The organism is Deinococcus indicus (genome assembly GCF_002198095.1).
Lineage (GTDB): Bacteria > Deinococcota > Deinococci > Deinococcales > Deinococcaceae > Deinococcus > Deinococcus caeni.
In genome coordinates this window covers 60,094-78,499 of the sequence record NZ_NHMK01000035.1, presented here as the reverse complement: position 1 = coordinate 78,499, position 18,406 = coordinate 60,094, and the positions used below count along the sequence as shown (strand labels likewise).

Sequence of the window (18,406 nt, the reverse complement as noted above, 5' to 3'; positions counted from 1 at the left end):
CGCTGTGACCACGCCGCTCAGGCCCGCCGCGCCGGAAACGGAAGGGCGCAGCCCCCTGCTCCTGCGGGTCGCGCACGCCAACGCCGGCCGGTGGATCACCGTCACGCAGCTGCGCGACCTGCTCGGCATGGAAGAAACCAGCAACTACGCCAGGCGGGCCGCGTACCTGCACCGCACCGGCCGCCTCGACCGCCAGCACGCCGCCGACCACCGCCCCGACCGCCCGCGCTTCGAGTACCGGTTCCGCGCGTGGCCGCAGACCCCGGCCCTGCGCGCCGCGCCCGGCCCCGTTCCGGAACAGGACCTCCTGGCCGCCGTGCCGCACCTGAGCGTCACCATGGCCCGCGAGACGCTGACGTACCTCGTGCACGAGACGCAGGACGCCCTGATGATCACGGGCACCACCCGCCGCGCCCGCGCCACCACGTACGAGGCAGTCCGCAGCGGCCTGCCCTGCGTGGCTGTGCGGCCCCTGACGCCCGACGCGGAGGCCGTCCAGGGGCTGTTGCGCGCCGCCACGGACCGCGATGCCAGCCTCTCCCGGCAGGCACTGATGGAGCAGACCCGCTGGCCCTGGCCACGCGTCGAGCAGACCCTCTCCCTGCTGGAAGCGCACGGCCTGCTGGCTCTGCGGCCCGTCGGCGCGTCCGTCCTGTTCCGCCACGCCCCCGCGCCTACGTCCAAGTCGAGTAAAGCCTGCCTCCCCTGTACGAGCCCCACTCGCCGCACTGACGTCAGTGCGGCCTCAGCATCTTCGTCGGCTGCGGCTGAAAGGTGATTCCGACACTGACAGTGCAGCCCTCAGGGCATCTATTGAGAACATGTTCTCAATAGATGATTCATTCGAGGTCCTCATCATCGGCGCCGGCAGCGCCGGACTCAACGCCGCCCTCGTCCTCGGCCGCGCCCGCCGCCGCACCCTCCTCCTCGACCACGGCCCACCCCGCAACGCCCCCGCCCACGCCTCCCACGGCCTCCTCACCCGCGACGGCACCCCACCCCTCGAACTCACCCGCCTCGGCCGCCAGCAGCTCGCCCCCTACCCCGTCACCCTCCACCCCGACCACGCCGACACTGTCACCGCCCACCCCGACGGCTTCACCGTCACCCTGGCCAGCGGCGGCACCGTCCATGCCCGCCGACTCCTGCTCGCCACCGGCGTCACCGACCTCCTCCCGGACATCCCAGGACTGCGCGAAGGCTGGGGCACCACCGTCCACCACTGCCCGTACTGCCACGGCTGGGAAGTCCGCGACCAGCACCTCGCCGACCTGATCCCCGGCGGCGGCGACATGGCCTACCACCGCGGCGTCCTGCTCCGGCAGTGGACGCCGCACCTGACCCTCCTCACGCACGGCCCCGATCACCTGAGCGCCGACCAGCGCGCCAATCTCGCGCACCTGGGCGTCCGCATCGACGAGCGGCCCGTCACCAGCTGGGACGGCCGGCACGTCACCTTCCAGGACGGTCCGTCGATGGAACGCGACGCGCTGTTCGTCACGCCCGGGCAGGCGCAACGCTCCACGATTCCCGAGCAACTCGACTGCGCCCGCATTGAGCGCGGCCCCCTGGCGGGCGTCCTGTTGAAAGTCACGCCGGAAAGCGGGCTGACCAGCGTGCCGGGCGTATACGCGGCGGGCGACATGATCGGCGAGCAGCAGGTCGTCCTGGCCGCCGCCAGTGGCGCACGCGCGGCCGCCGCAATCAATGCGGATCTGGCCTTCGGGGACGCCGCGCGGCGACCCACCCACGCCTGATGGTGAGAGAGGGACGCGCCTCAAACGGGCAGGCCATCCCCACAGGCGTGGGGAACTCCGTGCGGGGTGCAGTCGATCCCCGGCCCGCACCGGGCCATCCCCACAGGCGTGGGGAACTCATGAGCAGGCCCAGGACGAGCGTACCCATGGTCGGGCCATCCCCACAGGCGTGGGGAACTCCAGCACAACGAACAGCAATACCTGTTTGCTAACGGGCCATCCCCACAGGCGTGGGGAACTCACCGATTTACCCAGCACGCGGGCCGCCGTCAACGGGCCATCCCCACAGGCGTGGGGAACTCTGCACGGCATTGTGTGGTGTTGGGAAATAGTTCGGGCCATCCCCACAGGCGTGGGGAACTCTACATTATCGGCGTAAACGGCGGCGGGTACGACGGGCCATCCCCACAGGCGTGGGGAACTCACCCGGAAGACTCGCCCGGCATGGCAGAGCTGCGGGCCATCCCCACAGGCGTGGGGAACTCCATGATTGCCCCCGCAGTGCCGCTCGCGCCGCCGGGCCATCCCCACAGGCGTGGGGAACTCGTCGGGGGCGGTGGGGGCGGGTCCTGCGTAAACGGGCCATCCCCACAGGCGTGGGGAACTCGATCCCTCCGCCGAGGAGGGTCCACACGATGGCGGGCCATCCCCACAGGCGTGGGGAACTCTTCCTGCACGAACTGCGTGAACACGTGGGGGTCGGGCCATCCCCACAGGCGTGGGGAACTCCTGCCCACGTAGGAGCGCCCGCACGTACCGCACGGGCCATCCCCACAGGCGTGGGGAACTCACCGCCCTGATGGGCAGCGCAAACGGCATGATGCGGGCCATCCCCACAGGCGTGGGGAACTCTGCGCGCACGCCGTAGTAGTCGTATTCGTCGGCGGGCCATCCCCACAGGCGTGGGGAACTCGTCGGGGGCGGTGGGGGCGGGTCCTGCGTAAACGGGCCATCCCCACAGGCGTGGGGAACTCGTGGTAGTGCAGGCCATACCCGGTGCGGGTCGCGGGCCATCCCCACAGGCGTGGGGAACTCTTCAAGCCCAAACACGACCCGATCATGTACACCGGGCCATCCCCACAGGCGTGGGGAACTCAGGCGCGAGAGGGTCCGCATCCGCGTGATCGTCGGGCCATCCCCACAGGCGTGGGGAACTCTTTAGCATGTCCCAGAGGTTTTTTTCACCAGGCGGGCCATCCCCACAGGCGTGGGGAACTCCGACGATCCCCGGCACCTTCAGCCCCTCACACCGGGCCATCCCCACAGGCGTGGGGAACTCCCCCACGCGGCGTACTTGTGCGTGATGCGGTGCGGGCCATCCCCACAGGCGTGGGGAACTCCTGCCCCTTGTCGAAGCTCAGGACGCCCAGGACGGGCCATCCCCACAGGCGTGGGGAACTCTCAGCAAACTCTTCTAATTGTTCGTCAGTCGGCGGGCCATCCCCACAGGCGTGGGGAACTCCTGCGCCTGGTGCTGGATCGTGTCTGGTCGACCGGGCCATCCCCACAGGCGTGGGGAACTCGGCTGAACCCCCGGAAGGGGGCCGGATTACATCGGGCCATCCCCACAGGCGTGGGGAACTCGTGCGGCTCTCGAACAGCCCGAGCACATCATCCGGGCCATCCCCACAGGCGTGGGGAACTCCGGGAGCGCCTGAGCCTCACGCAGAGCGGAGTCGGGCCATCCCCACAGGCGTGGGGAACTCAGGGCAGGGGGTCACATCGAGGTCCGGCGAGACGGGCCATCCCCACAGGCGTGGGGAACTCCGCCCAGCTGGTCGCGCCGTTCACGCGGACTTCGGGCCATCCCCACAGGCGTGGGGAACTCAAATCCTTTGGAAATTGATTGAGACCATCATTCGGGCCATCCCCACAGGCGTGGGGAACTCGCCAGAGCGAAGGGAGCGATCATCAGAGCGGTCGGGCCATCCCCACAGGCGTGGGGAACTCGGATCATCCAATAGGGTAGTAAACACGTCCATCGGGCCATCCCCACAGGCGTGGGGAACTCCCTCGTACTCTACCGGCTGCGCGCCGTTCCGCCGGGCCATCCCCACAGGCGTGGGGAACTCGCAGCTGGTGCGGAGCGTGGCGTATGACTCTGCGGGCCATCCCCACAGGCGTGGGGAACTCCAGTCTCCTTAGCTGCCGGTGCGGTCGAGCATCGGGCCATCCCCACAGGCGTGGGGAACTCGGCGCTGGTCTGATTAATAAGGGCTTGGAGCGCGGGCCATCCCCACAGGCGTGGGGAACTCGGTATACCGTCACCGTCAAGGTCAGCAAACTCGGGCCATCCCCACAGGCGTGGGGAACTCATTGCGCTCACGCAACACACGCTTCTGAATCTCGGGCCATCCCCACAGGCGTGGGGAACTCCTACTGATGATCAATTAAAAGAGTTTGCTGACCGGGCCATCCCCACAGGCGTGGGGAACTCTGTTGCATCTGCTGGAAGAAGCGTTCCAGACCCGGGCCATCCCCACAGGCGTGGGGAACTCCAACCTGTAGCGCCCAGTACGCCATAGAGAAGCGGGCCATCCCCACAGGCGTGGGGAACTCCGCTCGACGCCTATCAGACTAAAAAATCTCCCCGGGCCATCCCCACAGGCGTGGGGAACTCGACCCCTACGCCTACACCCAGCCCCCGTCGAACGGGCCATCCCCACAGGCGTGGGGAACTCGCGGGGGCGGGGTTGACGGTCGGGGTGATTGCCGGGCCATCCCCACAGGCGTGGGGAACTCGCTTCGACGCTCAGGCCGAGGCGCTCGGCGGTCGGGCCATCCCCACAGGCGTGGGGAACTCGCCAGGGCGGCCAGCGCGGGCGGGACGAGCTGCGGGCCATCCCCACAGGCGTGGGGAACTCGGCGTCCGTTTCGGAAGTGCCGTCAGTGGCGGCGGGCCATCCCCACAGGCGTGGGGAACTCGCTGTTGCTGCTCGGTCTGGTGCTGCTGTTGCCGGGCCATCCCCACAGGCGTGGGGAACTCACTTCAGGAACACGCACTCCGGGGGAGTAAGGGGGGTGGGAGGTCTCCTCTCTCCCCTCAGTCTCAGCTTACATTTTCATGCGGCGCGGGCGGGTGCCTGCGGTCATTCTATGCGTTCGTAGGTGAGGCCGAGTTCGGGGTCGAGGGCCACGCGGGTCTTGCCGATGACCGTCTGATTGCCGGTCAGGATGAGGGGTTCGGCGTCGCGCAGGAGTGGGTGGGCGGCCCAGCCGGTGTGTTCCGTACCCCGGCGGGTGGGGTGGTCGCGGTAGTGCCTGACGAGGTCATGGCGGGACACCTGGAGGCTGCGGCGGTAGATGGCGCGGGCGGTTTCCCAGTTATTTTTTTGGAGGGTGGTGATCTGAGCGGCGGTCTGGCCTTTCGGATCGAGGTAGTCGGTGCCGTTGCGGTGAATGGGGACGATGCGGAGGCTGTCGTCGCCCAGGCGGGTGCCGAAGTGGGGGGTTTCGGCGGCCAGGTCGTCTGTCGCGGCGTTCGTGTCGTCGTGGGTGGGCTCGCCGTCGGGTTCGCCAAGGCTGGGCTGGGGGGACAGGTCGAGGAAGGTATCGGGTTGCCCGATGTGCGCCTGTCCGCCCAGTGACGTCTGGTTGCTCCGCTGTTGTTTCAGGTGGTGGTCGGCCTTGCGGAGGGTGGCCTGCTGCTGCTCGTCCAGGCCTTCCGGCATGGGAGTGGCTGGGTCGTAGATGCTCTGCACGAGGGGGTCGAGGTCGTCCGGGAGTGTGAGGTGGGTGCGGTCCTGTAGGGCGTGCCAGGTGCGGTACATCAGGGCGGGGGCGTACACGTACTTCCAGTGGTACTCGCTGAGGGCGTCCTCTGGCCAGTCGTGCAGGCCTGCTACGAACAGGGTGGGGATTTCGTGGCCTCCGCGCCGACCGGTGTTGCCTTCGTGCCGGTGGAGGCGCCCGGCGCGCTGGAGGAGCAGGTCGATGGGGGCGAGGTCGGTGATCATGACATCCGTGTCGAAGTCGAGGCTCTGCTCGGCGACCTGCGTGGCGATCAGGATGAACCGTTCGGGGCGGACGTCGGCGGTGTGCGGCTCGCCGTTTCTGTTGTACGTGGCGGGTTGCTTGCCGAGGTACCGCAGGACGCGTTCTTCCCGCTCGGCGCGGTCGTCGGCGGGGTATCGGGCGTGGTAGAGGTGCACGCCGATCTTCTCGGGGTGCTTGCTGCCCTTGCACATGCTCCGGAAGCGGGGGCCGAGCTGATCGCGGACGGCCTTGAAGATGTTCTGGGCGCGCTGGACGGTGTTCACGATGATCGTGACGGTGCCACCCGCTTCGGCGAGCGTAACGGCCTGCGTGGCCAGGGCGGCGGGAGCGGGGTCGGTCGCGCGCAGGGTGACGGTCTGGGTGCGGCGGGGGCCGGGAATGTGCCGTGAGGTGGGAGTGGGGTCGCCGGTGCGGGCGACGGTCAGGCGGGGGTAGTCGGGGGCCGGGTCGGGCGTGACGTTCCAGGCGTTCAGAAGGTCCTGCCGGGTCTGGGCGGGCAGGGTGGCGCTCATGATGATCACGCTGGAGTTCAGGGCGTGCATCCAGCGGACGAGTGCGTGGATGAGCTGGGTGGTGTAGGTGTCGTACGCGTGCACCTCGTCCAGGACGATGACACGGTTCCCGAGACCCCACAGGCGCACGAACTGATGGTTCACGTTCAGGACCCCCAGCAGCGCCTGGTCGACGGTGCCGACGCCGTACTCGCTGAGCAGGGCGCGTTTTCGGTGACTGAACCACTCACCGGCGCGGACGGTGTCGGCGGCGTCCCTGGTCGTGTTGGGATTCGGGCGGAGGGTCTGCTGCTCCTCGCTGCGGGTGCGGGCCAGGTCATGCTGGTAGGTGTCGTTCAGGGCGGAGCCGCCGTGCAGGAGTTGCAGGTCCACGGTGACCGGGGTCTGACTGGGGCGCCGTGCGGCCTGCTGGCCCAGGAAGGTCCGCAGGCGGCCGTACATGGCGTTCCCAGTAGCCTGGGTGGGCAGCGCGACGTACAGCCCGCGGTGCCCGGCGGCATTCTGGAGTTGCAGGTGCACGTACAGGGCCGCCTCGGTCTTCCCTTCGCCCATGGGGGCCTCGACGAGGATCAGCGCGGGGCGCGCGTCCGGGGTGTTCAGGAGGTCGGCCAGCAGGGTCTGGAGGGGCCGGGCACTGAAACCGGGAATGAAGTCGAACGTCGCGTCAATCGGGGCGGGATTGGGGGCGAGAGGTTCGCGTACGGTCCAGCCGATGCGATCCAACTCCTCGCGGGCCTGCGCGGTCGCTCGGACCAGGTAGGCAGCCGGGTCCGTGAAGGGCAGCGGGCTGGGTTCGCCCGTCAGCGGGAAGGAACTCCCGACCCAGTCGGCGAAGCTGGTCAGTCCGGCCAGTCGCATGAACGCGCCTCCGGCGAACGAGGTCGCGGGAGGCGCCGGTTCGCCCTGCAATCCGAAGGCGTTCAGGACGAGCGTTACGAGCTCGTCCTGAACGGCGTGCCATTCAGTTCCGGTGCCCCGGTCGGGGGCGCGGGGCGTGTCCTGCCGCTGGCCGTGGTGGCAGCCGATGGCCTGCGCGGCGCGGCGCGCCACACCCGAGTTCCAGCCGCGCGCTTCCAGCAGGGGGGGCAGGATTTTCTGCGTCACCAGACCGTGCGGGGTGCTCTCGGAGTGGTTCTGCCAGGGCAAGACCTTCCAGACGCGCGCGGCCAGCACGTCAGCCTTGTGCTGGAAGGCCGGGCTGGCCTTACCAAGATCGTGCAGGGCAGCCAGGGCGCAGATCCAGCGCACGGCGAGATCCGTGTCCGGGACGCCCAGATCGCCGGCCAGCAGGTCGCGGGTGGAGGCGGGTTCGCGTTCCAGGATGGCAGCCGCGCAAGCGCCGACGTCCAGCAGGTGGTGCAGAACAGGTAACCAGCCGGTCCCAGCGGACAGTTGACCGCTCTTGGCCCACAGGACCTGCACGGCGGCGCTGGGAATGTGCGGGGTCATGTGGGGTGCAGTCATGACCGGAGCGTACGGCCTGAATCGGGAAGCCGGGACCGCAGGTGAGGACGAATGAATCGGGTGTGAACCAGGCGTCACGTTTGGACGCGACTGGACCTCAAGCTGCGCGCATCACCGAGCGGAAGCGTCCCAGTGGGCGTTTTCCCGCAAGTGACCGTCCGCGAAATCGGACGCCGCAGCTGCGCTCTCTTCGCCGCCTCCCCCATCTCTGAACGCTGACCACGCGGGGCCCCCATCACCTGGGGGCCTGGGGGAGCTCTTGTCCCGCGCACGCCCTGACCGGGCGGCGCTCCAGGTGACCCCCATGAACAATCTCTGCCCTGTCCGCCGCACCGTCGTGACCACCGTCCTCGCCGTCGCTGTCCTGCCCGCTCTGCTGCTCGGCACGTTCTCTTCCGTACAGACGGGGTCCGCGCAGCCGTCCGCCCCCACCGTCCTGGCAGGCGACGACACGAAAACTGGTGGCGGGTCCGGCTGACCGCTCACTCCGGTGCAGCTACAGTCTTCCAGTGCCGTGACCGGGGCGTTAGGCTGGCGTCCGTGCCCTCCCCCCGCCGCACCTCCCTACCTGCCGTGCCCTGGGCGGCGTGGCAGGAGTCGATCCTGGCCCTTGCTGAAGAGAACCGGTTTGACGACGTCACCCGAACCATCGAGCGGGCGCTGAACGAGGGACAGAGCGCCACGAACCTGCTGGAACTCCTTGAGCGTGTGGAGAGCAGCGCCCCGGCAGTGCTGCCGCGCGGGGTGGGGGGGTGCCTGAGCCTGCATGGACTGCGGCTCAAGCTCCGCCTCCTCGGGAACGCACGGACGCCCGCCGACGTGGTGGCCCTGGTGCGGGAGGCGCAGGCCGACGGGCTCGGGGACGGATTCCTGTTTGCGGATCTGGCCTGGGCGCTGACGCAGCAGGAGGACTTCCCAGGCGCACTCCAGGCCGCCGAAACGGCCCTGCGGGACCGGAAGAACCTCACGAACCGCGAGCTGGGACTGGCCCTGAGGATGAAAGGGTTCGCGCAGAACCGCCTCGATCCTGACAGCGACTGGGAAGGGACCTTCCAGGCGGCGCTGGACGTCAGTGAGGGCTGGACACGCGGGCTGATCCTGCTGGACCTGGGTGGCCTGCGCAGCCGCGCCGGGAACGAGCCGGGCGCTATGCTGGCCTACACGGACGCCCGGAATCTGGTGGTGTCCACCGGCCACCAGGCGATGGTCCTGAACAACATGGGCGTGGTCTGTCTGCGCCTGGGACGTTTCGAGGAGGCCGAGGAGTACTTCATGCAGGTCGCGGGCCTGAAATCCGCGTACCGCAGCCGGGCGCTGTCCGGTCAGGCTGCTGCCCGCCGCGCCCTGGGCGAGTGGGCACGGGCCGAGTCGCTGTACCAGCAGGCCGCCGGTGCCAGCCAGGACGAGGACGACCGGCGCCAAGCCCTGCGGGGTCTGGGGTACACCCAGCGGCTCGCGGGTCGGCACATGCAGGCACTCGAAACGCTGCGCGGCGCCGCGACCACCACCCGGAAGGACCGTGACGCCGGCCAGTCGTGGGTGAACGTCGATGTCGCCGCTACCCTGACCAGCCTGGATGTCCTCGACGTCCGGTCCGTGGAAGATCACCTCGCACGGACCGGACCGCTGGACACTGAGGAAGCTCAGCGGGCCGTGATCGTCCGGGCAGAACTGGCGCGCCGGACCGGGCACCCTGAACAGGCTGCCGCGCTGCTGGGTTCCGTCAGTCGCCACGCACTGTGGACCCGTGAGGAGGCGCACGCCTTCTCGCAACTGTTCGCACTGCTTCCCGAAGGGCAACGCCCGGCACCTCTACCGCGCCCACAGCAGACGCGGGTGCACCTGCGGGCGCTGGGCGTACCGGGCGTGCAGGTCAACGGGCGGCGCATCCGCCCCGGTCACCTGGAGCTCGCCACGCTGGCCGCCCTGATGCTGGCCGGCGGGGACCTGACCACCGACGAACTGATCGAGGTGGTGCGGGACGGGAAACCGCGCGAGACGCGCACGGCCGCGCAGCGTGTATCGAGGGTGATTCGGCAACTGCGGGACACACTCGGCTGGGAGGGCAGCGTCCTGTCGCTCGGCGGCGCGTACCAGCTGGACCCCTCCGTGGACTGGCACAGTGACGTGCAGATCGCCCTGGCAGCCGGCGAGCCCATCACGGTCTTCATGTCCGGCGTTCCGCTTCCCTGGATCACCGAGCAGGAACAATATCTGATTGCTAGACACTCAAGATATCAGATAGCCGATTAGCTCTCTGAATAGATGCGACAGGCCTGTGACAGCCTCCGCATACGGTACGGCCCATGGGTGACTCCACACCAACCCCAGAACCCCGTACGCCCAACCCCCGCCAGGCCAAAACCTGGGACAAGGCCAAACGCCTCAGTGCCCTGCGGGACGAGCTTCAGGCCCGCCGCTGCACCACTGCCGATCTCGCCCGCCGTTTCGACGTCGGCCAGCGCAGCATCCAGCGCGACATCGACGCCCTCAGACGTATGGGTCACGACGTTGTCGAACACGCCGGACAGACCTACTCCATCCCCCGAAACGGCACCCTCCTACGCCCCGCCGAGGCCCTCGCCGCCTACGCCGCCATCCGCCTCGCGCACCACCACTCACCCGCCCTGAACAGCCACTACCGCCACGCGCTGCACAGCATCTCCATGGCCCTCCCGGAACGCATCCGGCACACCCTCAACGCCAGCGTCAAGGACACCGGCGCCACCCCCTTCGCCGAACGGCAACTGGAACAGGTCGCCGCAGCCTGGATAGACGGGAGGGTCCTGAACTTTGACTACCGCCGCCCCAACGGCGAACTCGAAACCGGCAACGAACTGTGCGTGTACTTCATCGAGATCAGCCGCGACAACCTCGCCCCGTACGTCATCGGCCTCGAACGCCGCCGCCGCGGTCAAGTTCGCACCTTCAAACTCTCCCGGATGGCCAACCTGAGCCTGCACCAGGACACCTACGAACCCGACCCCGACTTCGACCCGAAAGCCTTCCTCAGCGACGCCTGGGGCGTCATCGGCAGCGAGAACCCCCTCACCGTCACAGTCCGCTTCGCTGCGGAAGCCGCGTACCGCGTTCTCGAAGGCGGCTTCCCGAACGCCACCCTCATCCGCCGCGACGGCTGCGTGGAAGTCGAATTCCGCGCCGGCACCGACCGGACCGGCCTGCCCCGCGAACTCATGCCGTTCCTCCTCAGCTGGGGCCCCCGCGCCGAAGTCCTCTCTCCCCCGCACGTCCGCGAAGCGTGGCTCGCCGAGCTGCGCGAAACCCTCGCCCGCTACGACACCCCACCCAACCGCAACACCGCCTGACCCACCGGAGGAGCGCATGAGGAACACGCTGTGAACAGCCCACCTACCTTCAACCTGCTGCACGAACCCTGGATTCCAGTTCGCCCCGTGAACGGCGGCCCCGTGCGCGAAGTCGGTTTGCGCGACCTGATCCTGCACGCCCGCACCTACAGCCGCATCGACGACCCGTCGCCCCTGGTCACGGTCGCGCTGCTGCGCCTGACACTGGCCCTACTTCATCGCGCCCTGCGGGGACCGAACAACCTCGAACAGGCCGCCGAGTGGTTCACCCACGGCTTCCCCACGGACAGGCTCGAAGCCTACGTTCAGCAGTGGGACGACCACTTCGACCTGTTCCACCCCGAAAAGCCCTTCTGGCAGGTGCGTGACCTGACCCTGGACCTGGAAGGCGGCAAGTACCGCAGTCACTGGACGCGCCTGGGCACCGAGGTCGGCAGTGCGAACACCCTGCCGCTGTTCAATGTCGCTGGGCGACCGGGAGGCGAACGCACCGATGCCCTCACACCCGCGCAGGCTGCGCGCCGACTCGTCGAAGGGCAGACGTTCCTGCTGGGCGGCCTGATCAAACGCTTCACGACCGCTGCCAAGGCTGCTCCTGTCGCCACATTGGCCCTGACCGCCGCGCAGGGGAACGACCTGCACGAAACCCTCTGCCTGAATCTGCCCGTGTACGCAGGGAAGGACCACGACAGGGCCGTGTGGGAGCGTGAACCGCTGACCGTGCAGAGCGTCCGGGCGTTCTACGAAGACGAGTTGAGTGAGGTGCCCACGGGCCGTGCGGACCGCTACACCTGGCCGTCACGCAGCGTCCTGCTGATCCCCGAAATCAACAAGGAAGGGGCCGTGCAGGTCACGTCCATCGGGTTCGCGGCGGGCATTCCGTTGGAAGGGACCGCCGAGGGGAGCGGCAGCAATATCGACCCGATGGTGACGCTCCGGCCGCCGGCCGACCCGAAGCGGCCAGAGCGGTTCCCGCTCAAGCTGAAACGCGACCAGCTGCTGTGGCGCGACCTGAGTGCCCTGCTGGCAGGCCCAGAAGGGGATCAGCGGGGCTCCCAACCACCCGGAACGCTGTCCCATGCCCGCGCAGTGCTGGACGCCGCGTTAGCCCCTCAGGGTACATCCGTGACGGTGACCGGCCTCCTCAGTGACCAGGGGAAAGCCTTCGCGTACCGGCAGGAGGGCTACGCGTTCCCACACGCCTTCATCACTGATCCGGAAGCCTTCACCACTGAAGTGAACCGTGCACTGGACGTGGCCCGGGCCACTGCGCAGGCGCTGAACCACGCCACCCTGCGACTGGCTGCCGAGGTGGTATCGCGCGGCGGCGAGCGGGAGCCGCACAAGGACGACGTGCGGAACCTCGCGCAGACGCTTCCCGGGCTGGGGGTGTACTGGGCGGCACTGGAAGCTCCATTCCGGGGGTTCCTGGCCGGACTGGACGCACCGGATGAGGCCGCTGCTGCATGGCAGGAAAGCGTGACCCGTGAGGCCCGCGCGGCCTGGGCCATGAACGTGCAGGGGACAGGCGGGGATGGGCAGGTGCTGGGCTTCGCGTTCCGGCCGCGCCGCACGGACGGGAAGTACCAGCCCAGTCCACAGGGCATTCTCGACCGTGCCCTTGCCTCCCTGAACGCCGCCCAGCGCACCAACTCGACTGCACCGGAGGTTCCTTCATGACGACCGCCACACCGACTGCCACGCCGTTCGAACGGCTGGTGCTGAACCTTTCGCGGCTGGACCGGGGCCAGCTGGCCCGGCTGCGCCGCTCGCTGGGCGACGACACACCCGGTCAGAGCGTCCCGTGGCTGGAGGGGGTCTTTCTGCGATCCGGCCTGAATGTCACGTACGACCGGCAGTGGCGGGCGCTGGCGCTCGTCTCAGGGTTGTACGCCCTGGTCGAGCGGCCCGACGGCACGGCTGAAGAGACGCCCGCCCCGGATCGCCGCCCGTCGTTCGGGGAGACGTTCGGCGCGCTGTACCTCGCGCAGGATCAGCGTCCCAGCACCGAGAAACGCTTCCTGTCCCTGCTGGACGCCGACGCGGACGGACTACCGTACGCGCTCAGACAGGCCGTCACGCTGCTGAACGCGGACGGGCGCACGCCCGACTGGGTGCAACTCATGGAGGACGTGAACTGGTGGGAACACGACACCGCCGGCGAACGCGTCCGCAAGACCTGGGCACGGGACTTCTACCGCGCCGCCGAACGCACCAGCAGCACCCCGGACGCCGAGACAGACAGCGCGGGTCAGACCACCGCCACCACGCAACCCACCCTCTCTGACACCGCCGTCCCGGACGAGGACGAAGGAGAACGCCTGTGAAAGCCCTTCTGGAACTCCACTACCTGCAGAACTTCGCTCCCAGCAACCTCAACCGCGACGATACTGGCAGCCCCAAGGACGCCTACTTCGGCGGCACCCGCCGCGCCCGCGTCAGCTCGCAGAGCTTCAAACGCGCCATGCGCATGGACTTCCGGGCACGGGGCACCGTAGCCCCCGACGAACTGGGCGAACGGACCAAACGCGCCCATGAGGAGATTGGCAAACAGCTCGTGGCCGCTGGCATTCCCAAAGATCAGGCCGAGGACGCTGCCATTGAAGCCCTGAAAGCCGTCAAGCTGGACATCAAGGTCACCAAGAGGCGGGATGGTGAGGAGGAGAAGAAGTCCGAGTACCTGTTGTTCCTGGGCCGTGATGAACTGAAGGCATTCACCGATCTGATCCTGAGCCACTGGTCTGATTTCGAAGCCCATCTGGAAAAAATTGCGGCAGAACGCAAGAAGGCGAAGCCAAAACCTGTCGAACTGGACAAGAAATTCAAGGGTATCTTCTTGGGTGCCCTTGACGGTTCCCGCGCGGTGGATGTGGCGCTGTTCGGGCGGATGCTGGCCGACCTGCCGGAGAAGAACGCGGACGCAGCGGCGCAGGTGGCGCACGCGATCAGCACGCACGCCATGCGCGGCCGGGAATTCGACTTCTACACGGCTGTGGACGACCTGAAGCCCACCGACACGGCGGGCGCGGACATGCTGGGTACCGTGGAGTTCGGGAGTGCCACGTACTACCGCTACGCCTGCGTGGACCTCCAGAAGCTGCTGGAGAACCTCGGTGGCGACGTGGATCTGGCCGTGCGGGGTCTGCGGGCCTTCCTGGAGGCGAGCGTCTTCGCTGCACCGACCGGGAAGCAGAACACCTTCGCGGCGCACAACACGCCGGGCCTGATGGTGCAGGTCGTGCGGCAGGACGCCTCGCCCCGCAATCTTGCCAACGCGTTCGAGAAGGCCGTGCGGGAAGACAAGGGGTTCGTGCGGCCCAGCATGATCGCGCTGGGTGAGGAGAAGGCCCGCCAGGACCGCATCTTCGGTGATGAGGGAAGCTCAAGGTACGTGAACGCCGTGGATAATCAGGCCTTCGCAAGCCTCGGTGAACCGCAGGGCAGCGTGAAGGCCCTGATCGACGCGACCATCGCGGACGCGCAGGCTATCCTGACGGCGTTGAACGTCCCGGTGAAGGCAGCGCGGGGGTGAACACCCTCCTGATTCCCCTGGCTGGTCCCATGCAGTCCTGGGGCACCCGCAGCCGCTTTGATGACCGCGACACGGAAAGTGAACCCAGCAAGAGCGGCGTCCTGGGCCTGTGCGCCGCCGCGCTGGGCATCGACCGGACCGAACCCGTCGCGCACCTGAGCGCCCTGGCGTTCGGCGTGCGGGTCGACCGCCCCGGCGTCCTGATGCAGGATTACCATACGGCGCAGCTTCATCCGGGGCAGCGGGGCACGCACACCAGCCTGACCCGCCGCGCCTTCCTCTCCGACGCGGCCTTCTGGGCGGCCCTGCACGGCGACCCGGAACTGCTGCGCGACCTGCACGCCGCCCTGAAAAGCCCGTACTGGCCGCTCAGCCTGGGCCGCAAGGCCTTCGTGCCGGGCACGCCCGTCTGGCACCCGAACACCCTGCGGGCCGAGGGGCTGCTGGACGCGCTACGGCACGCGCCGACCCTGCGCCGGAATACCGATCAGGCGGATAGCACCTATCGCCTGATCGTGGACGCCCACGAGGTCAGCGACCCACTCCGCCATGCCACGCCCGGCGAACGCCGGGACGATCCCAGCGCGCCCTTTAGCGAACGTCGGTACGCCCTGCGGGACGTCCTCCAGTGGGTTGAACCCCTCCCGCACTTGCACGCTTCACCGGAGGTTCCCGCGTGACGACCCTGACCGCCCCCCTGCACCTGTCCCGCCTTCACCTGAACGAACGGCACCGCCACGCCTCCCGCGACCTGAGCAGCCCCTACGCCCTGCACCAGACGCTGCGCTGGGCTTTCCCCGGCGCCGGGCAGGCCGACACCCCCCTCCCGGACGGCGAGCGTCTGCTGTGGCGCCAGGACCTGACCCTCGATCCGCAGACCGGGGAACCCACCCCCATCCTGCTCGTCCAGAGCGTTACCCCGCCCGACTGGGGCGCCCTGAACGCCCGCGACCCCGAATACCTGACGGGGTGGGACGTCCGCACCCTCGATCTGACCCCTGCTCTGATATCAGGGCGCGTGCTGCACTTCCGGTTGCACGCCAACGTCACCGTCCGCCGCCAGGACGAACAGGGCCGCAGCGCCCGCCACGGCCTGCACACCCCAGCCGAGCAGCTGGGCTGGCTGGACCGGCAGGGCAGCCGAGCCGGATTCGACGTGCTGGGCGCCGACATCACCCGCGCCGGACGCACCCGCACCCGCAAGGGCAGGCAACTCATCACCCTGCACACCGTTACCTTCGAAGGAGCCCTGCAGGTCACGGACGCCGCCGCGCTCGAACAGGCCGTTCGGGAAGGACTCGGGCATGCCAAGAGCCTCGGCTGCGGTCTCCTGAGCCTCGCCCCATGAACGGGCAGGGCGTCGTCTGGGGGCGCCAGAACCTCCGGGAACTCCCCAAATTCCGCGACGGCACCACGTACCTCTACCTCGAACACACCCGCCTCGAACACGACGGACGCGGCGTGCGCGCTTACCACCCCGACGGCATGATCACCCTGCCCGCCGCCAGCCTCAGCGTCCTGCTGCTCGGCCCCGGCTGCTCCGTCAGTCACGAAGCGGTCAAGGCTCTCTCCGACACCGGCTGCTCCCTCCTCTGGGTCGGGGAGGGCGGCGTGCGCCTGTACGCCAGCGGCATCGGCGAAACCCGCAGCGCCGCTCGCCTCCAGCAGCAGGCCCGCCTGTGGGCCAACCCGGACAGTCGCCTGCGTGTCGTCCGGCAGATGTACACCATGCGCTTCCCTCATGGACTCCCCGAAGGACTCACGCTCGCGCAGATCCGCGGACACGAAGGGGCCCGCGTCCGCGACGCCTACGCTCGCTACAGCGCCGCATACAACGTCAAATGGGAACAACGCCAGTACAAGCAGAACGACTGGAACCGCGCCACCCCCATCAACAAAGCCCTCAGCGCTGGCAACGCCTGCATCTACGGCCTCGCGCACGCCGCCATCCTCGCCACCGGATACAGCCCTGCCCTGGGATTCGTCCACACCGGCAAGATGCTGTCCTTTGTATACGACGTCGCCGACCTGTACAAGATCGAAGTCGTCCTCCCCATCGCCTTTCGCGAAGCGGCCACACCCGGCGACGATCTCGAACGCCGGGTCCGCACCGGGCTGCGCGACCACATGACCGGCCTGCGCCTCCTCGAACGCATGGCCGCCGACCTCCACCACCTCCTCGGCGGCGACCAGAACGACCCCGAACCCACCGCGCCCGGTGACCTCTGGGACCCCGAAGGCGACGTCCAGGGCGGCATCAACCACGCATGATCGTCATGACCCTCGAAGCCGTCCCGCCCAGCCTGCGCGGCGAACTCAGCCGCTGGCTGATCGAAGTGCAACCCGGCGTGTACGTCGGCAACACCACCGCCCTCGTCCGCGACCTCCTCTGGGACAAGGTCGTGCAGTACGCCCGCACCGGCCGCTGCACCCAGCTGTACCGCGCGAACAACGAACAGGGCTTCGCCATCCGCCTGCACGGCGACCCCCGCCGTACCCTCGTCACCCTCGACGGCTTCCAACTGGTTGCCGTTCGCAATGCCCGTCATGCAGAATTGCAGGGGGAATACGATCCTCCCGAGGACGATGACAAACTGTGAGCTGCATCCGATCCCGACGAAGAGACTTCCAGGGGTCACATACCCGCTGCACCTCGTGTTTCTGAAGTGAGTTCCCCACGCCTGTGGGGATGGCCCGCGGGCGCGGCCAGTGTGGACATGGATCAGGCCGAGTTCCCCACGCCTGTGGGGATGGCCCGAGATGTACATCCTGGGTGAGCACACGGCTGACGAGTTCCCCACGCCTGTGGGGATGGCCCGATCTACAGCCCGAATAGAAGCACGCTGCTGCGGAGTTCCCCACGCCTGTGGGGATGGCCCGTCGCTGGCGAGGCCATCCGGGCGAGGCGCCAGGAGTTCCCCACGCCTGTGGGGATGGCCCGGGCATCCGCACCATCCAGACGGACCTGCGCGCGAGTTCCCCACGCCTGTGGGGATGGCCCGCGAGGTACAGCATGAACGCAACTGCCCCCACCGAGTTCCCCACGCCTGTGGGGATGGCCCGAAGGGGGCGGCCGGCACTGGTGAGGACGCGTAGAGTTCCCCACGCCTGTGGGGATGGCCCGCGTCCGCCGCCAACTGGACGGCGAGGAAGGCGGAGTTCCCCACGCCTGTGGGGATGGCCCGGCGAAGGGCGCGCAGCCGACAGAGTACGAGGGGAGTTCCCCACGCCTGTGGGGATGGCCCGACGTAAGCGAAGAAAGCGGAATACCGCTCAGCGAGTTCCCCACGCCTGTGGGGATGGCCCGGCCTGGAGAACGTCTCGCGGCAGAGCCGCGCCGAGTTCCCCACGCCTGTGGGGATGGCCCGAGGAAGAACCATATTAGCGGCACTCAGCGCCGGAGTTCCCCACGCCTGTGGGGATGGCCCGCCGACTGGTCAGCCGTCATTCAACCCGCCCAGGAGTTCCCCACGCCTGTGGGGATGGCCCGTCATCGCATCCTGAAGGAAGCTGAGCGACTGAGAGTTCCCCACGCCTGTGGGGATGGCCCGATGCACGAACGGCACGATATGAGGTTCAGGAGGAGTTCCCCACGCCTGTGGGGATGGCCCGCCCTCGGGCTGGAAGACCACCCCACCCCCTACGAGTTCCCCACGCCTGTGGGGATGGCCCGTCCAAGTACGCCGACTTGGGCAGCGTGTGGGAGAGTTCCCCACGCCTGTGGGGATGGCCCGGGACCGACCCGCTGACGGCGATGCTCACGCACGAGTTCCCCACGCCTGTGGGGATGGCCCGATTGACGCGGCTGTCGGTGAGTTC

The 18,406-nt window shown here is 68.5% G+C and carries 13 protein-coding genes and 2 CRISPR repeat arrays (1 of these 15 cut by a window edge); of the genes, 12 read left to right on the top strand and 1 reads right to left on the bottom strand.

Annotation, left to right across the window (positions count from 1 at the left end):
* Positions 1–4 precede the first annotated feature (4 nt).
* Together CBQ26_RS19855 and CBQ26_RS19850 are read left to right on the top strand one after the other, a co-directional pair.
* Positions 5–778, top strand: coding sequence for a hypothetical protein (locus CBQ26_RS19855; RefSeq protein WP_088250335.1), 774 nt, complete (start codon positions 5–7; stop codon positions 776–778).
* 43 nt (positions 779–821) lie between these two features.
* On the top strand, positions 822–1,757 hold the full coding sequence (locus CBQ26_RS19850) for an NAD(P)/FAD-dependent oxidoreductase (protein WP_088250334.1): 936 nt from the start codon (positions 822–824) through the stop codon (positions 1,755–1,757).
* A 29-nt stretch (positions 1,758–1,786) separates the two neighbouring features.
* A CRISPR array of direct repeats spans positions 1,787–4,743; the repeat unit is 29 nt; unit sequence CGGGCCATCCCCACAGGCGTGGGGAACTC.
* A 103-nt stretch (positions 4,744–4,846) separates the two neighbouring features.
* Here CBQ26_RS19850 and CBQ26_RS19845 read toward each other — a convergent pair.
* On the bottom strand, positions 4,847–7,729 hold the full coding sequence (locus tag CBQ26_RS19845) for a CRISPR-associated helicase/endonuclease Cas3 (protein ID WP_088250333.1): 2,883 nt from the start codon (positions 7,727–7,729) through the stop codon (positions 4,847–4,849).
* Between the two features lie 304 nt (positions 7,730–8,033).
* Between CBQ26_RS19845 and CBQ26_RS22165 the strand changes: the two genes are divergently transcribed.
* From CBQ26_RS22165 to cas2e, 10 genes are all read left to right on the top strand, one after another.
* Entirely contained in the window at positions 8,034–8,207 is a 174-nt protein-coding gene (locus tag CBQ26_RS22165; RefSeq protein WP_172418185.1) for a hypothetical protein, read from the top strand.
* Between the two features lie 62 nt (positions 8,208–8,269).
* Positions 8,270–9,982 carry a tetratricopeptide repeat protein gene (locus tag CBQ26_RS19840; protein WP_244898097.1) on the top strand — a complete coding sequence of 571 codons (1,713 nt, stop codon included), beginning with the start codon at positions 8,270–8,272 and terminating at the stop codon, positions 9,980–9,982.
* 53 nt (positions 9,983–10,035) lie between these two features.
* Complete coding sequence (locus tag CBQ26_RS19835; RefSeq protein WP_088250332.1) at positions 10,036–11,055, top strand: helix-turn-helix transcriptional regulator; 1,020 nt, start codon at positions 10,036–10,038, stop codon at positions 11,053–11,055.
* 30 nt (positions 11,056–11,085) lie between these two features.
* Entirely contained in the window at positions 11,086–12,735 is a 1,650-nt protein-coding gene (casA, locus tag CBQ26_RS19830; RefSeq protein WP_088250331.1) for a type I-E CRISPR-associated protein Cse1/CasA, read from the top strand.
* On the top strand, positions 12,732–13,382 hold the full coding sequence (gene casB, locus CBQ26_RS19825; protein ID WP_088250330.1) for a type I-E CRISPR-associated protein Cse2/CasB: 651 nt from the start codon (positions 12,732–12,734) through the stop codon (positions 13,380–13,382). The genes casA and casB overlap by 4 nt, the downstream gene beginning before the upstream one ends.
* On the top strand, positions 13,379–14,587 hold the full coding sequence (gene cas7e / locus CBQ26_RS19820; protein WP_088250329.1) for a type I-E CRISPR-associated protein Cas7/Cse4/CasC: 1,209 nt from the start codon (positions 13,379–13,381) through the stop codon (positions 14,585–14,587). Before casB ends, cas7e begins: the two co-directional genes overlap by 4 nt.
* Entirely contained in the window at positions 14,584–15,267 is a 684-nt protein-coding gene (cas5e, locus tag CBQ26_RS19815) for a type I-E CRISPR-associated protein Cas5/CasD (RefSeq protein WP_088250328.1), read from the top strand. Before cas7e ends, cas5e begins: the two co-directional genes overlap by 4 nt.
* On the top strand, positions 15,264–15,935 hold the full coding sequence (gene cas6e / locus CBQ26_RS19810; RefSeq protein WP_088250327.1) for a type I-E CRISPR-associated protein Cas6/Cse3/CasE: 672 nt from the start codon (positions 15,264–15,266) through the stop codon (positions 15,933–15,935). Before cas5e ends, cas6e begins: the two co-directional genes overlap by 4 nt.
* On the top strand, positions 15,932–16,858 hold the full coding sequence (cas1e, locus tag CBQ26_RS19805; protein WP_088250326.1) for a type I-E CRISPR-associated endonuclease Cas1e: 927 nt from the start codon (positions 15,932–15,934) through the stop codon (positions 16,856–16,858). Before cas6e ends, cas1e begins: the two co-directional genes overlap by 4 nt.
* Positions 16,855–17,187 (top strand): type I-E CRISPR-associated endoribonuclease Cas2e, encoded by a 333-nt coding sequence (gene cas2e / locus CBQ26_RS19800; protein ID WP_229779556.1) that lies wholly within the window; start codon positions 16,855–16,857, stop codon positions 17,185–17,187. Before cas1e ends, cas2e begins: the two co-directional genes overlap by 4 nt.
* A 68-nt stretch (positions 17,188–17,255) precedes the next feature.
* Positions 17,256–18,406: direct repeats of the CRISPR family, unit length 29 nt; unit sequence GAGTTCCCCACGCCTGTGGGGATGGCCCG; it runs 341 nt beyond the window's last position.